Annotated in this window: 7 protein-coding genes; 2 read left to right on the forward strand and 5 right to left on the reverse strand. The window is 73.0% G+C overall.

What is annotated here, in order from left to right; translation table 11 throughout:
- Nucleotides 1-2 precede the first annotated feature (2 nt).
- Nucleotides 3-1,370, forward strand: a complete 1,368-nt coding sequence (locus R2D22_RS07640) for a pyridoxal phosphate-dependent decarboxylase family protein (RefSeq protein WP_318102123.1) — start codon at nt 3-5, stop codon at nt 1,368-1,370.
- Between the two features lie 23 nt (nt 1,371-1,393).
- Here R2D22_RS07640 and R2D22_RS07645 read toward each other — a convergent pair whose 3' ends face one another.
- On the reverse strand, nt 1,394-3,736 hold the full coding sequence (locus tag R2D22_RS07645; RefSeq protein WP_318102124.1) for an ATP-binding protein: 2,343 nt from the start codon (nt 3,734-3,736) through the stop codon (nt 1,394-1,396).
- A gap of 118 nt (nt 3,737-3,854) precedes the next feature.
- Between R2D22_RS07645 and R2D22_RS07650 the strand changes: the two genes are divergently transcribed.
- Nucleotides 3,855-6,515, forward strand: coding sequence for a SpoIIE family protein phosphatase (locus R2D22_RS07650; protein ID WP_318102125.1), 2,661 nt, complete (start codon nt 3,855-3,857; stop codon nt 6,513-6,515).
- 57 nt (nt 6,516-6,572) lie between these two features.
- On the opposite strand, the gene R2D22_RS07655 is transcribed toward R2D22_RS07650, so the two are convergent.
- From R2D22_RS07655 to R2D22_RS07670, 4 genes are all read right to left on the reverse strand, one after another.
- Entirely contained in the window at nt 6,573-7,823 is a 1,251-nt protein-coding gene (locus R2D22_RS07655; RefSeq protein ID WP_318102126.1) for a hypothetical protein, read from the reverse strand.
- Nucleotides 7,824-7,928: 105 nt separating this feature from the next.
- The gene (locus R2D22_RS07660; RefSeq protein WP_318102127.1) at nt 7,929-9,890 is read right to left on the reverse strand and encodes a glycoside hydrolase family 5 protein; all 1,962 of its coding nucleotides are present in this window, start codon (nt 9,888-9,890) and stop codon (nt 7,929-7,931) included.
- A 291-nt stretch (nt 9,891-10,181) separates the two neighbouring features.
- Nucleotides 10,182-13,010: an ATP-binding protein gene (locus tag R2D22_RS07665; RefSeq protein WP_318102128.1), complete on the reverse strand. Its 2,829-nt coding sequence runs from the start codon at nt 13,008-13,010 to the stop codon at nt 10,182-10,184.
- 100 nt (nt 13,011-13,110) lie between these two features.
- Nucleotides 13,111-15,258 (reverse strand): DUF5054 domain-containing protein, encoded by a 2,148-nt coding sequence (locus R2D22_RS07670; protein WP_318102129.1) that lies wholly within the window; start codon nt 15,256-15,258, stop codon nt 13,111-13,113.

Genomic DNA, 15,258 nt, shown 5'->3' on the forward strand with positions numbered 1-15,258 from the left:
GTATGGACGCGCGTGAGGCGGCGCTCCGACAGGCGTACGACCATGCTGTCCGGTGGCTGGCGAGCCTGCCCGACCGTCGGATTCCCGCCCGCGCTTCGGTCGACGAGATCGTGGGCGCGCTCGGTGCCGAACTGCCTGCCGGCCCCGGCACGCCCGCCGACGTCGTCGACCTGATGGCCACGGCCTGTGAGCCGGGGCTCACCGCGTTTCCCAGCGGCCGCTTCTACGGGTTCGTGGTGGGCGGCACCGAGCCGGCCGCGCTGGCTGCCGACTGGCTGGTCAGTGCCTGGGACCAGAACTGTGTGATGCGCACCGTCACGCCCGCGTACGCGGCGGCGGAGGAGATCGCCGGCACCTGGTTGCTCGATCTGCTCGGCCTGCCGGAGGACAGCTCCGTGGGCTTCACCACGGGCGCGACGATGGCGAACTTCACGTGCCTCGCCGCCGGGCGGGACACGGTGCTGCGACGCACCGGCTGGAACGTCGCCCGCGACGGCCTCACGGGTGGCCCGCACGTGCGTGTCATCGCCGGCGAGTCCCGGCACATGGCCATCGACCTGGCCTTGCGCTACCTCGGGCTCGGCCGGCCCGACCTGGTGGCGGCGGACGATCAGGGGCGCATCGAGCCCGAGGCCCTGCGCAGGGCGCTGACGGCCGGCGGAAAGAGCCCCACGATCGTGATCCTCCAGGCCGGCGACATCCATTCCGGCGCCTTCGATCCCTTCGCCGCGAGCATCGGTGCGGCACGCGAGGCGGACGCCTGGGTCCATGTCGACGGCGCGTTCGGACTGTGGGCAGCCGCCTCGCCACGCTACGCCCACCTGACGGCGGGCTGCGCGGACGCGGACTCCTGGGCGACGGACGCCCACAAGACGCTGAACGTCCCCTACGACTGCGGACTCGCGATCGTGCGCGACGCGTCCGCGGTCCGGGCGGCGATGGGTCAGCGCGGCGACTACCTCATCCAGCACGAGCACGGCGACCCCATCGACAAGGTGCCCGAACTCTCGCGGCGCGGCAGAGCGTTCACCGTGTGGGCCGCCCTCAGGTCCCTCGGCCGATCAGGCGTCTCCGACCTCGTGGAGCGGCTGTGCCGCCACGCCTCCGCGTTCGCGGCCGGCATCGCCGAGATCGACGGCGCCACCGTTCTCAACGAGGTCGCGTTCACGCAGGTCTGCGCCGAGTTCGGCAGCGACGGACGCACCGACCGGGTACTCGACCGGCTGCTCGACGACGGCACGGCGTGGATCAGCGGCTCCACCTGGCACGGCAGACGCGTCATGCGGATCTCGGTGAGCAACTGGTCGACCACCGACGACGACGTGGCGCGCACGCTCGACGCGATCCGGCGCGCGGCCGCCGGGGCCTGACGGCAGTCGAACCGCCCGGCCGCTCAGACGTCGGCGGGCGGGGTGAGGTCGTGGGCGGCGGCCCAGGCCGCGACCTGCGCGCGGGAGGTGAAGCCGAGCTTGCTCAGGATGTGGTCGACATGGGTCTCGGCCGTACGGGTGGACACGACGAGGCGGGCGGCGATCTCCTTGTTGGAGTGCCCCTCGGCGAGCAGGGCCGCGACCTGACGCTCCCTCGGCGTCAGCAGGGTCTCGTCGCCGGCGTCCCGCGGCGCCCGGCGCTGCGGCTTCTCACCGTCCTCCAGCGCGAACTCGACGGCGCTGCGCGCCGACATCCCGTTGCCGTGCCGGAAGGCGGACTCGTACCGCTCGTCGCCGAGGGCGGCGCGGACGCCGGCCAGGTGCTCGTCCTGGACCGCGGCCATGGGTGCCATCCCGTCGAGGGTGGCGGTGCCCATCGGGTGCCAGACCGCGGCGGCCGCACCGAAGAGGGTGGCGGCGCGGACATGGCGGCCCTGCCGCGCGCTCACCCAGCCGAGCAGGTCGATGAGGAAGGCGGTGCCGAGCCGGCTCTCCATGTGGCCGTGGACGGTCAGCGCCTCTTTGGCCGCCGCCTCCGAGCGGCCCAGGTCGTGGCCGAGCTCCAGGAAGGCGAGGGACCACAGGGCCCAGGAGCGCCAGTACGCCTCTCCGCGCTCCTGCGCCAGGGCAAGGCACTCCTCGATGCGGGCCAGGCCCCGCACGCGTTCGCCGCGGAGCCCCTCGGCGAGGCCCAGCATGGACAGTGCGAACAGTTCGCCGCGGGGGCGTCCGGCCCGGAAGCCGGCGAGCGCCCGGTCGAGCAGTTCCGCCGCCCGGTCCACGTCGCCGGCGAACAGGGCCGCCATGCCCCTGACGTGCGCGACGAACGCGGCCTGGCCGGGGCCACCGGCGGATTCGACCAGCGCCTCCGCCTCGTCGAGCTGCGGCAGCGCGGACGCGGGGTCGCTCTGCAGCAGCGCGTACCAGGCGTTGAGGCAGAGCGCGGAGATCCGTTCCCGGCCGGCTTCCGGGGCGGCGGCGAGCGCCTGGTCGAGCCAGTAGCGAGCCTCGGTGTTGAGGCCGCGGATGCTCCAGTACTCGTCGACGGCGGTGGCCATGCGCAGGGCGACGACACCCTCGCCGGGCCGGTTCAGGCAGTGGGCGAGCGCGGCACGGAGGTTGGCGTGTTCGTGATCCAGGCGGTCCAGCCAGGCCTCCTGCCCGGGACCGATCCACTCCGCCTCGAACCGCTCGATCAGAGCGGCGTACCAGTCGCGGTGCCGGCGCCGTACCGCCGTCTCCTCGCCGGCCTCCGCGAGCCGTTCGAGTCCGTACGCGCGGAGCGTCTCCAGCATCCGGTAGCGGACGTCTCCGCGATGCTCCTCCCTGATCAGGACCGACTTGTCGACGAGGGAGTGCAGCAGGTCCGGCAGCTCCTCGGTGGTCACCCCGTCGCCGGCGCCCACGTACTCGACGGCGGCGAGGTCGAAGCCGCCGGCGAAGACCGAGGCCCGGGCCCACAGCAGCTGCTCGGGGCGGGAGCACAGCTCGTGGCTCCAGTCGATCAGCGCGCGCAGTGTCCGCTGACGCGTCGGCGCACTGCGCGGGCCTGTGGTGAGCAGCCGGTAGCGCTCGGAGAGGCGTTCCTCCAGCTGCCCCAGGGACAGCGTGCGCAGCCAGACGGCCGCCAGCTCGATCGCCAGCGGGATGCCGTCGAGATCGCGGCAGAGCCGGGCCAGGACCTCGGGCGAGGCGCCGTCAGCCGCGTCGAAGCCGGGCAGGACGGCCCGTGCGCGTTCGACGAACAGCGCCACCGAGTCGTACCGGGCCAGCTCCGCGGCCGAGAGCACGTGGTCGGGGTCGGGCACCGGCAGCGGCGGCACGAGCAGGGTGTTCTCGCCGTAGACGCCCAGGGACTGCCGGCTGGTCGCGAGGACGGTGAGCCGCGGGCAGGCGGGCAGCAGGGCCGCGACGAAGGCCGCGCACTGGTCGACGAGGTGCTCGCAGTTGTCCAGGACGAGCAGCGTCTCGCGGGGCGTGAGGTGGTCGATCACGAGCTCGACGCGATCGCGGGAGGGCTCGGCCCGCAGGCCCAGCCGCTCGGCGGTGGTGTGGGCGAGCAGGGACGGGTCGCTGAGGTCGGCGAGCTCGACCAGCCAGACGCCGTCGCGGAAGTTCCGGCGCGCCCGTTCGGCCACCCGGAGCGCCAGGCGCGTCTTGCCGACGCCGCCGGAGCCGGTGAGGGTCAGCAGCCGCGAGGAGGAGAGCAGGCGCAGCGCCTCGGTGATCTCGCGCCGCCGGCCGACGAAACTGGTGACGTCGGCCGGCAGATTCCCGGCCTTCGCCCGGCCGCTCGCTGCAGTCACTCTGTGTCCCGCCTCCCGGCCGGCCTCGCATCCGACTGTTCCTGACATTTCGAGAATACGTAGTCGAATACGTAGTTTCTCCGTCCCCATCCTGACGCGCCCCCGGCACGGTGGATGCGTGTTCGAGCGTCTTCGGGTGCGATCACGCGCCCACACCAGCCAGGCGGTCCGCGGCCGGACCGGCCTGCGGGCGCTTCTGGACCCGCACAGCGTGGCCGGCCGGGCACTCGTGGTCGAGCTCGTCATCGTGCTGCTGCTGGTGGCCGCCGGCGTGACCGCGCTGGTGCTCCAGGCCCGGTCCAGCACCGTGAACGACGCCCGGCGGGTGACCCGGGGCGTCGCCGAGTCCTTCGCCCGGGCTCCGGGCCTGATCGCGGCGCTGGACGGCCCGAACCCTTCCGCGACGCTGCAGCCCCGGGCCGAAGCGGTGCGCAGGGCGACCGGCGTGGACTCCGTGGTCGTCCTGACCGCCGACTCCGTGCAGCTCACCTCGCCGTACCCCGAGTACCTGGGCCGCCCGTACGCCCAGCCGCGGCAGGTGGCCGAGAACGTGGTGCCGCAGCTGCGGAAGGGGCGGACGGTCACCTTCGAGCTGGACGAGGCCCACTACCACTCGATCGCGACGGCCGTGCCGGTGTTCGGGGCGGACGGTACGCCCAAGGGCGTGGTCGCCGTCCACATCACCGTCGAGACGGTCGACTCCGTCGTGGGCGCCGATCTGCCGGTTCTGCTGGGCGGTGCCGCGGCCGCCGTGGCGCTGGCCGTGGTGGCGACAGGGCTGGCGGGCCGGCGGCTGCGGCGGCAGACACGCGGCCTCTGCCCCGCGTCGCTGGCCCGGATGTACGAGCACCACGACGCCGTGCTGCACGCCGTCCGCGAGGGCGTGGTGATCGTCGGCGGCGACGGCCGGATCACGCTCGCCAACGACGAGGCCCGCCGGCTCCTCGCGCTGCCGCCCGACGCCGAGCGGCGACCCGTGAGCGAACTGGACCCCGCCACAGCCGCCCTGCTGTCCTCCGCCGACGAGGTCACCGACGGCATCCACCAGGCCGGCGACCGCACCCTGGCCGTGAACAAACGGCCCACCGCGCCCTTCGGCGGCCCGCCCGGCAGCGTGGTCACCCTGCGCGACTCGACCGAGCTGCACGAGCTGGCCGGCCGGGTCGAGGCCGCGGGACAGCGCCGGCTGCTGCTGTACGAGGCGGGCATGCGGATCGGTGACACCCTCGACATGACCCATACCTGCGACGAGCTCGCCGACGTGGCGCTCGGCCGTTTCGCGGACGCCGTCACGGTCGACCTGGTCGACGCCGTCACACGCGGCGAGGATCCGGCCGCGCCCGACCGCCTGCTGCGTCGCACGGCGCTGCGCGGGACGCCCGGCGCGGGCGGGCCCGCCGCCGCGGGCGGTGCGGTCGTGGGCGGCGCGGTCGTGGTGGCCGACGGCTCGCCGCAGGCACGGTGCCTGGACGACGGCCACGCGGTCCTGTCGGCCGACGGGGCTCACTCGGTGATCGTGGCGCCCCTGCGCGTACGGGACGGTGTGCTCGGGCTCGTCGAGTTCCGGCGGTCACCGGAAGGCACGCCGTACGAGCGCGACGACCTGCTGCTCGCCGAGGAGCTGGCCGCCCGCGCCGCGGTGTCGATCGACAACGCGCGCCGTTTCACCCGCGAGCACGGCACGGCCGAGGCCCTGCAGCACAGCCTGCTGCCGCGGATCGCGCCCGGGCGAACCGCGCTGGACATCGCGCACCGCTACCTGCCGGCCCAGGCCGGGGTCGGCGGCGACTGGTACGACGTGATCCCCCTGCCGGGCTTCCGCACCGCGCTGGTCGTCGGGGACGTGGTCGGGCACGGCATCCACGCGGCCGTCGCGATGGGCCGGCTGCGCATCGCCATCCGCACGTTCGCGGCTCTCGACCTGCCGCCGGAGGAGATGCTGGGCCGGCTCGACGAGCTGGTGGCGCAGACGGACGAGGAGTGCGACGAGTACCAGATCACCGGCTCGACCTGCGCGTACGCGGTGTACGACCCGGTCTCCGGGATCTGCACCCTCGCCCGCGCCGGGCACCTCGGACCCGCCCTGGTGACCCCGGACGGCTCGGTCGAGTACCCCGAGACGGCGCTGGCGCCGCCGCTCGGCGTGGGCGGCCGGCCCTTCGCGAGCACCGAACTCAAGCTCGAAGAGGGCACACACCTGGTGCTGTTCACCGACGGACTGGTCGAGACCCGCGAGCGGGACGTCGACCAGGGCCTGGAGCGGCTGCGTTCCGCGCTCGCCGGCGAAGGGCGGCTCGGCCCCGAGGAGACCTGCCGGGCCGCCGCGCGGGCGCTGCCCGCCCCGCACCCGGAGGACGACGTGGCCCTGCTCGTCGCCCGGGCCGGCCGGCTCGCGCCGGACCAGGTGGCGGAATGGGACGTCCCGATGGACCCGTCCGCGGTGGGGCGGATCCGGTCCGCCTGCGCCCGACGGCTGTCCGAGTGGGGGCTCGACGAGCAGGCCTTCACCGTCGAGCTGATCCTGAGCGAGCTGATCACCAACGCGCTGCGCTACGGCACGGCGCCGGTCCGGGTCCGGCTGCTCCGGGACACCAGCCTGGTCTGCGAGGTCTCCGACGGCAGCAGCACCGCCCCCCACCTGCGCTGGGCTGCCACGACGGACGAGGGCGGCCGCGGCATCTTCCTGGTCGCCCAGCTCTCTCACCGCTGGGGCACGCGCTACACGGCGGAGGGCAAGGTCATCTGGTGCGAACTGCCCCTGAAGGAGGGGACGGAGTGAGCCCGGAGGGGGTGCGGACCGCTCGGGGAGCGGTCCGCACAGACACGCGTCGTCGGGTCAGCTGTCGGCGAAGACCTCGTCGTCGGAGGTGCCCGGGACGCTCAGCAGCGGCCACTCCTCGCGGTAGACGGTGAACGGCAGGTCCCGCTCGAACAGGGTGGTGCCCAGGATCCTGAGGCGGGCGAAGAGCGCGCCGCCGACGTCCAGACCGCCGTAGAGCTCGACCGGACCGGTCTGGGACTCCACGCCGCCCTCGCCGTCGAAGACGACCTTGCCGCTGACTGTCGTGCGCAGGTACGGCTCGACGCCGGCCTTCACACCCAGGCTGTCGAAGATCGCGACGGTGCCCTCGGTGAGGAGACCGGTGCGGATGTCGCCTTCTCCGGAGATCGATCCCTTGACCGGGAATGCCGTTTCGTTGCCGGAGTCGGTGCTCCTGCTCCAGCCGCTCCCCTTCGTGTAGTCGGCGTACACGCCCCAGTCGTCGGCGTAGCTCTGCTCGACGTCGACGGTGACCTCGCCGTCGGCGGTGATGTGGGCGTAGAGCGTGAGGTCCAGGTTCACGACGACCGGCAGGCCGGCCGCCTTGAGCACCGGCGAGGCGCTGAGGGATGCGAGCGGAACCTTGATCGAGGCGTCGTCCGTCGCGAACCTCCCCTTGACGTGCCAGTCCGCCCTGGTGTCGGCCGTGAAGCCGACGTGGGCCTTCTGGACGTCGAAGACGGCACCGGTGTAGTCGAAGTCGATGGCCGGGGCGACCTCCATGGAGCCCGAGAATTCGGCCGAGGTGCCGTCGGGCAGGTCGATGTCGGTGTCGGCGCTGAGCTTCAGGGCCATCGAGGCCGAGGCCGAGGCGCCGTCGATCCGCGGCACATAGCTGACCTCGAGCCCGGACACCTCCGGAGTGACGTCGAAGCTCGACGCGGACAACGCCGTATTCACGGAAGCGGACTTGGAGCCCAGCAGCTCGTTGATGGCGCCCGGGCGCGTGCTGACGGCCATCTTGCCGTCAGCGGCCTTCCGCACGCCCGTGACCACGAGCAGCGCGCCGTCCGGAGCCGCCGCGCACGGCAGGCTGTCGATCACCTGGCCGACCTTGACGCCGGCGGACGCGGTACCGGCGGAGAGCACTGCGGCGCCGGTCTTCGCGTCGTACGAGACCAACTGGACTCCGCCCGTGCCGGTGACGAGGGGCGCGGCGACCGGGGCCGCCGCGGCGGCGCTCGCCGACGGAGCCGCGCCGAGGCCGCAGAGCGCGAGCACCGAGGTGACCGCCAGGACGGAAGCGGTCTTCTTGCGTATGGACATGAGGTGGGGCCGCCTTCTGTTGGGGGGCAGGGAGAAACGGCGTTGCATGGAATTGACGGTTCGTCACATCGAAGCGCCCGGTCCGGCCTTCGACGTGTGGGCCGGTCAGGTCAGAGGGCGGCAGAGGAGGGCGTCGGGGACGCCCAGCTTGCCGTGGGCCGGGGCGCCCTGGGTCCGGTTGAAGGTGTAGGCGACGCCAGCGAGGTACTCGTCGGTGTGGCACTGGCCCTTGTAGTCGTAGGGGGCCCAGTCGTTCTTGATCTGCGTCTCGTTCAGCGACGGGTTGTCACCCCGGTCGAACCAGGCGACGCGGTTGGTCTTCGGCAGTGTGCCGGTCGCGGGCGCGCACAGCAGCCCGGAGATCGCGGTGTCCCAGAACGCGAACCCGGCCGCGTAGTGGTTCGTGGGACACTCCAGCTTCTCGTACCAGGGGGCCCAGTCCTTGGTCACGGTGCTCTGGTCCCTGACGACCTTCCAGTCGCCCGAGCCGGTGGCGGGGTGGTTGACGTCGGTGCAGAGGCCGCGGCGGTTTTCCCGGCTGATGCCGATCAGGCGCTGGCCGTCGGGGCAGGAGCCCTGGCGGTTGCCCGGGGTCTGGACCGGGGCGTTGGCGCGCATCCAGGACGCGGCGTTCTGGTTGCCGGAGGCGACGTTCAGCATGTTCCAGCGTTCGCCCTGGGCGACCGGGCCGGTCTTGCCGGGCGCGTTGACGAGCTTGTTCCAGGCGGTGGTGCGCCAGTCGCCGGGGTCGAGGACGCTCTTTCGGTTGCCGTCGTCGTCGTAGGAGATCAGCGCCCAGTTGTCGTTGATCTTGCCGTTGGTCGTCCAGCCGGTCAGCGGCCAGACGGCGAAGTCGGTGTCGTTCTTCACCAGGATGTCGGTGAAGCGGTTGAACCAGTCGATCTCCTTCTGGTCCGTCTGGCCGCGTCCGCCCGTGCCGAACTCGCTTACCCACACCGGGGCGGTGAAGTGCTGCCCGGACTCGGTGACGAACAGCGCCTGGTCGTTGACGACCTTGATCAGATCCTCGGGGCTGAGGTCCCGGTAGCGCGGGTCGTTGGTCTCACCGTTCTGCCAACCACCGCTCGCACCGGTGTGGTTGGGACCGGTGAAGCCGTAGAAGTGCGCCGAGTAGACCAGCTTGTTGGAGTACATCAGGGTGTTGGACAAATTGCGGACCGGGGTGAGCGTCGGCCGGCCGTGCGGGAACATGCCCTGCGGGATGCCCTGCCAGTTGATGCCCTCCATGATGACCAGGATGTCCGGGTGGGCGTCCTGGATCCTGAGGCCGGCCTCCTGGAACGCCTTGTACAGGTCGTGCTCGTTCCCCCAGCCCCAGTTCGGGTCGTCGTTCCAGTCCCGCCGGACCTCGTTGCGCAGGTCCGCGCCGACCACCCGGGTGTTGGACTTGTAGCGGTTCACCATGAACCGCCAGTTGTCGATCCACTGCTGGGTGGACTGGCTGGTGTTCCAGCGTTCGTTGCCGTCCAGGCCGCAGCACCAACGGTAGGTGGTGGTGTGGTTGTTGAGGATGACCGCGAAACCGTCGTCCGTCAGGGCCTTGACGACCGCGTCGAAGACCTCCAGCGGGGTCTTGTCCTCCAGCTGCGGGTTGGCCGCGACCGCGTAGTTCGGCACCAGGGTGTCGTCGTCGATCATCGCGTCGGCGAAGGGCAGCCGGATGGTGTTCAGGCCCAGCGCGTGGAAGTCGGCGAGGATTCGGCTGATCGGGACACGGTCCAGACCGAGCGGGATGTTGTTCGACATCTGGTCGGCCTGGTGGTTGGCCGCGTCGCTCTCGCTGCCGCTGCCCTCCCAGGTGCCCTGGGCGCCGGACCAGTTGCCGGCCTTCAGCTTGAACCGCTTGCCGTCGGCGTCGACGACGTACCGCCCACGGGTGCTCAGCGGCCCTTGCCACGAATCGGCGAGCTGCGGCCCGGTGAGCGCGGCGGGGGCCTTCACGGTGGCAGCCGTCGCGCCCGTGGCGAGCGGTGCCGCGTCGGCCGCGGTGATTCCTGTGAGCACCAGCGCCGAGACGGCGACGGTGGCGGGCAGGATGCGGGACACGGGCCTTCTGCCGGTGGAAGCCGGCCTCTCGAACGTCATGTCTTTCCCTCTGGGGTGGGGGCGGGAAGGCGGATCTGTGGAAGGTGCGGACCGGACCGACGGCCCGACATGGGGGACCGTGCCGTCGGTCCGGCGTCAGGCGGCCGATGCTGCGGCTCAGCACCGTGCCTGCTCCCTGGCACGTCCCGCGGGGTCGTGCCTGGCGGGGCGGACCCGACCCTGCCGTCACCCACGTCCGCGGACAATCAGGGGTGGCCGAAGTAGGTATACGTAAAGGAGCCGGAACCCGGCTCAGCGGCTGTCCCCCAGCCTCCGAAGCGCCTCGCCCACCGTCTTCCGCGTGGTGCCGAGCTTCCGCAGGACCCGGGCGACGTGCTGCTCGACGGTGCGGGTCGACAGGAAGAGCCCTGCGGCGATGTCCTGGTTGGTCGCTCCGCGCGACAGCAGCTCGGCGACCTGGAGCTCGCGAGGGGACAGCCGGTCCCCGTACCCCCGGCGCCCCTGCGACGCCCGCTGCCCCAGCCCGAGTTCGCGCAGGGCGTGCTGGCACCGTGCGGCGTCGGCCGACGCACCGAGCCGCGTGTAGGCGTCCAGCGCCTCGACGAGGTGCCGCGGCTCGCCGCCCGGCCGCGTTGCCTCGATGCACCCCAGGCGCTCGGCGGCGCGGGCGGCCTCGTAGGGGCGGCCGATCTCGTGCCACGCGCGCCGGGCCCGCTCGAACCGCTCGGCCGCCTCGGCGGGGGCTCCGTGGCGCAGCAGCAGGCCGCGGGCGAGGTGGAGTTCGGCGTGCGCGGCGGGCGTGTCCCGTCCGCGCAGTGCGCGTTCGGCGTCCTGCGCGAGGCGTTCGGCGCCGTCGCGGTCGCCGGTGGCCAGAGCCGCCTCGATCGCGGCGGAGAGCAGCCCGGCGTTCCTCGGCCAGGCCCGGGCCTCCCGCAGCAGCGCGACGGCGGGCGCGGCCGTGGACGCGGCCTCCTCGGCGCTGCCCAGGGCGAGACGGATGTGGACGAGTCCGGTGGCCGCCCGGAGCGCCACGCTCACCTCGGAGTGGCACTCCCCGTACGCCGCCGCGGTGCCGAAGTGCTCGAGCGCGCGGCTGCGCTGCCCCCGGGCCGCGGCCAGGCCTCCGAGGAGCAGGGCGCGTTCGACGCCGACCAGGATGATGTCGGGGTACTCGTCGGCGAGGGCGGCGAGGCGCTCCTCCAGGCCGTCCCATCGACCGCCCAGGAAGTCCAGGCTCAGCAGGGTGGCTTGCCCGTACACCCCCAGGTACGGGATGCCCGAGGTGTCGGCCCGTTCCTCGTTTCCGGCGAGAAGCCGCCGGGCGCGTGCGTCGTGGCCGAGTTCCGCGGTCAGGGTGCCCGCGTTGTGCACCGCGCGGGCGGTCTGCCGGACGACCTCCCGATCGTCCGACTCCCAGGGAAGCCGTTCGAGCAGCGACCAGACCGCCGGGTCGCCCTCCCGGGCCATGAGGGTGATCCGGGTGGCCCGGACGGCAGCCCGTATGCCTTCGTTCCGGCTGCCGGCGACGGCGGCCTCGGCCCGGTCCATCCACGCCCCGGCCTGCTCGACCGCGCCGCCCCACTCGTTCATGGCAAGCGCGATCATCGCCCTGGCCGCCCGCTCCGGACGGCTCTCCAGCTCGGCGGCGGCCTGCTCGATCTCCCCGAAGCCGGCGCGGTCCCCCGCCTGCGTGGCCATGAGCAGTCCGAGGCCGAGCCGGACCTCGCCCCGGCCGGCTTCGGGAAGTTGCCGGTCGGACAGGATGCGGCGGAGCAGCGCCGCGTTGGCCGTGTGGTCCGCGCCGAAGGTCGCGATGCGGGCGAGGGCGAGCGCTGCCCGGGAGCGGAGGGCCTCGTCGGGGTGCTGTTGTTCGAGGATCTGCCGGAGCAGCGTGGCCGCCGTACCGGTGTCGCCGACGGAGACGGCCTGGTCGGCGGCTTCCTCGGTGCGGCGGAGCCATTCTTCCCGGTCACCGAGGGCGAGCGTGTGGTGGGCGACCTGCACCAGCGGGACGGGGCGCTGCGCCTGCAGTTCCTCGACCGCCTTCTGGTGCAGCCGCCGGCGCCGAGGTCCGGGAACGTGCCGGTAGGCGACCTGCTGGGCCAGTACGTGCCGGAAGGCGTAGCGGCCCGGATCCGTCTCGCGCAGGACCGAGGCCGCAAGCGCCTCGATGATGCCCGTGGCACCCTCGTCCGGGTCGAGCCCGGCGACCCGGACGAGCAGCGGCTCGGAGGCCGGGACGGCGAGCACCGCGGCCGCGTGCACGACGGCCGCACCGGCGGGCGTCAGCGCGGCGAGCCGCTCGGTGACGGCCTCGCGCAGCCCGTGCGGTACGTCCGCCCGGCGCAGTCTCTCCACCGTGTCGTCGTCGCAGCCCGTCTGCCGGCCCTGCTCCCGCAGCGTGATCAGGTCCTCCTCCACGACCAACGGCAGTCCTTCGCTGCGCTGGTGGAGGGCCCGGCCGATCGCTCGGGTGGCGTGGTGGCCCAGGGTGGCGGTGGCCAGTTCGTGGATGTCCTCCTCGGTGAGGGCGCCGAGGCGGACCGTGGTTCCGCCGACCCCCGGCGGGTGGCGGTAGGCGGCGCCGAGCACCGGGGTCCCCGGCGGCAGGTCCTCGGCACGGTAGGTGAGGACGAGCGAGAGCCGCTCGGGCAGGTCGCGGGCGAGGAGAAGCAGCAGATCCCGCGTGGCACCGTCCACCCAGTGAAGGTCCTCCACGACCAGGACCGCCGGTCCGAGCGCGGCGAGGAACGACCGCACCGCCTGGACGAGTCGGTGGCGCCCGGCGTGGGGGTCCTCGACCGGGTCGGGGGGCGGCGGCAGCCGGTCGGCCAGGTCGGGGAGCAGCGGGGCGAGGGCGCCCGCCGTCGGCGGGACACCCGCCGTGGGCAGCCAGTCGCCGGCCTCCCGCAGCGCGTCCACGACCGGGCCGTACGGGAACGGCTCGCGCAGCGGGTGGCACGAGCCGGTGAGCACCCGGCCGCCTTCCCCGGCCAGCACGCACGCCGCCTCGTGCACGAGTCGGGACTTGCCGATCCCGGCCTCGCCCTCGATCAGGACGACCGCCGGAGGGCGCCGGACCGCGACCAGCAGGCGGTCGAGCTCGCGCTGCCGCCCCACGAACGGGAAGCCTCCGCCGTGTGCGGGTCGACCGCGATCGAGGGCCTTCGCCAAGGTGGTCAGCCTCCTGCGCGCGTCGTCCACCGGTCGGTGTGCGGGGTCAGGACCTGCACGCGTCGAATTCGAGCACGAATTCCGCGCGCTGATCCTCCTCGAACCACTGCCGATAATTGGTGCCCCACGCATTGTTGTGCAGGCAGAAGGCGAACCCCTCGCCGGGGTCGCCGAACGTGTCGTCGTGGCTGAACAACCGCGGCCCTCCGACGGCCAGCACCGGCGTGTCCAGCGGCGTGATCCGCACCGAGCTCCGGGAGTCGGCGTACACCAGGCCGTGCGCCGCGTGCAACGCCCGCCCGCCGTCGCGCACCACATCGAGCGGGTCCACCGACACGCCCGACTTCAACAGGCGCCACCGAGAAGGGGTCGCCACGATCGGCCGCAGGCGCAGCCAGGATGCCTCGGGTCCGTAGAACGCGTCCTTGTCGCACAGGAAGGCGGTGACTCCCAGCCGCAGCACGTCCCCCCGCGACACCCGGTACTCCAGCGTGACCGTGCGTGGCGCCCCGAACTCCTCGGTGGCCCGCGGGGGCAGGCCCGCCGTGACCCGGAGCACGGTTGCGCCGTCGGCGTCGGTCCAGCTGTGTGCCGTCCGCACGTACGGCCGGAACACCTCGGTCACGCGCTCGGGACGCACGAGTTCCAGCCCCGGCTTTCCCATGTCGGGGAACGCCCAATCCGCGTGGCGCTCCGGGTCACGCAGGTACTCGCGCAGCCAGCGCTGCTCGTCGCCCGAGCCGTACGCGATGTACGAGTATCCGCCCAACTCGCCGTGGCCGCGCGGATCGGCGGTGGTCGGTCGCGTCGCGAGAACTGGGCGACCGGCGACGGTCAGGGCGATGAGCGCACCGTGTGCGTCGATCTCCAGCTCCACGTCGTCGTGGACCGCACCGCCGTGCACCTGGACGGCGTGGGCCGGCAGTGGGGCGGGGGCGACCACGAGTTCGGCGTCCGCCTCGGCACGCAGGTCGGCCGGGAGGACGTCCAGCGCGGTCTGCGTGCGTGCGCGCTTCTCGTCGAACGAGGCAAGGGTCGCCTCGTAGCCGAACGGCTCCCGCGCCCACTGCCGCAGGTGGCCCAGGCTCGGCGGGACGCTCCGGTCGAGGTCGATCGCGTCCCGCGCGCGAGCCGCTCGGAAGTCGGCCTTGGTGTAGACCGTGTAGTCCGGAAGGTACCCCTTCACGTCGAAGCCCCAGGTGTGCTCGGCGGTGAGCGCAAGCTCGTCGGCGAGCCCCCGGTCCACCGGGCCGTGGCGCTCCAGCCGGCCGTCGGCGAGCCACTGGTCGCGCAGCCGCTGGAGGCGGGTCAGCCGGGAGGTGAGGACCGGGTCGGCCGAAGCGCCGTGGATCCAGCTGTCCCCGATCTCCTGGTCCACCACCGGCAGGTGCTCGCGGGCGGCCCAGGCCGTCCGGCCGAAAGCGTCCAGGGTCGATCCGCCGACCTCGGCATCGGGGTACTGCTCGCGCAGCACCGCGAGCAGGCGCTCCACGCTCTCTCGGGTGGGCGGACCGTGATTGTCGTTCGTGAACGCGAGGAACAGCGCGTCGTTCGATCCGCGCAGTCGGCGCACCCGCGCCGTCTCCGGGTCCGAGCCGTAGCCGGGGTCGTACGAGACCACGATCTCGTTGCCGTCCGGCGCACGCCATACGAAGTGCTCCGGCACGTCCGGCACGGGCGAGGCCGGGTTCACCCCGATGTGGAGGTACCGCACCCCCGCTTCCGCCAGGGGTGGCACGATGCCGATCGTGTGACCCGGGACGTCGGTCATCTTGCCGGCGCACGTCTCGCGGCCGTATCGCGCGTCGAGCCGCTTCGACACCTCGAGACCGTGCTCGATCGTGGCCCGGCTCATGAGTTCGGTCTGCGACGTGAACGGCAGGGCGTGCCAGGCCACGATCCCGTCTCGGACGGCCGCATCGAGATCGGCACGCTGGGCGGCGGTGCCGTGTTCCAGCGCGTGCGCGATCAGCCAGGACCCGGTGGTCCAGACGAAATCGCGCTTCCCGGTCGCGTCGAGCAGGTCACGTCCGAGCCGGACGGCCGCCGGGATGAACTCGTCCCGATACCGGCTGAGGACGTCGACCGCGAGGTCGGTGAACCCCAGGTCGAGGTGGGTCTTGTAGACCACGTGCACCCGGTTCGGGCCGGCAGCGGCGGCGGCACGGGCGACGGGATCGGTGTCATGGGGCAC

This window comes from Streptomyces sp. HUAS YS2, from assembly GCF_033343995.1.
Classification (GTDB): Bacteria; Actinomycetota; Actinomycetes; order Streptomycetales; family Streptomycetaceae; genus Streptomyces; species Streptomyces solicathayae.